This is a genomic window from Bradyrhizobium campsiandrae, assembly GCF_014529705.1.
GTDB classification, from domain to species: Bacteria; Pseudomonadota; Alphaproteobacteria; order Rhizobiales; family Xanthobacteraceae; genus Bradyrhizobium; species Bradyrhizobium campsiandrae.
Genome location: NZ_JAANIH010000190.1, coordinates 1 through 529, shown reverse-complemented (window position 1 = coordinate 529; position 529 = coordinate 1). Strand labels below are relative to the sequence as shown.

At 48.2% G+C, this 529-nt stretch carries 1 protein-coding gene; it reads left to right on the top strand.

Translation table 11 applies throughout. The features are described from left to right. Positions 1 to 529 (top strand): hypothetical protein (locus G8O24_RS47085; protein ID WP_202988825.1); only part of this gene is annotated, 529 nt, incomplete at both ends.

Genomic DNA, 529 nt, shown 5'->3' with positions numbered 1-529 from the left:
GAAGAATACACTGAAGCTCTTGCCGAGATTGAAACTAAGCTGAAACACAAACAAATCAAGCAGGCCTATAGCTATCTGTGCCGAATTACGTACCGCTACCACTACCGGGCACGGAAGTCGGGCAAGCTTGGCTCTAGCATGAAGTGTGACTTGAATTGGGCATTTGAGGGAAATACTTTTTCATTCAGTTCAGACGTGCCTAGAAAGCAGTTTTCTGTGGAGATGACCAGCCCGTGGAGTTATCCACGCACCGGCGATATCACAGTGGTGCTTGACCGCATCAAGCAGCGCCTTGAAGTTCATAAGCTGATCTCTAGCAAGCGTTACAGCAATGATTCAAAGAAGGCAATTGGCATTGACAAGGGGATTGCCACCCTGCTTTCCTGCAGCAGCGGCAATGAATATGGTGAAAACTTCAGTAAGCTTGCCAATGCCATCGTTGACAAATACGGCAAGCGAAACGCAAATCGCCAGCCATATATGAGTTTGCGCTGGCAGCTCAATCAGCAGCTTGAGCAACTGGAAAAGG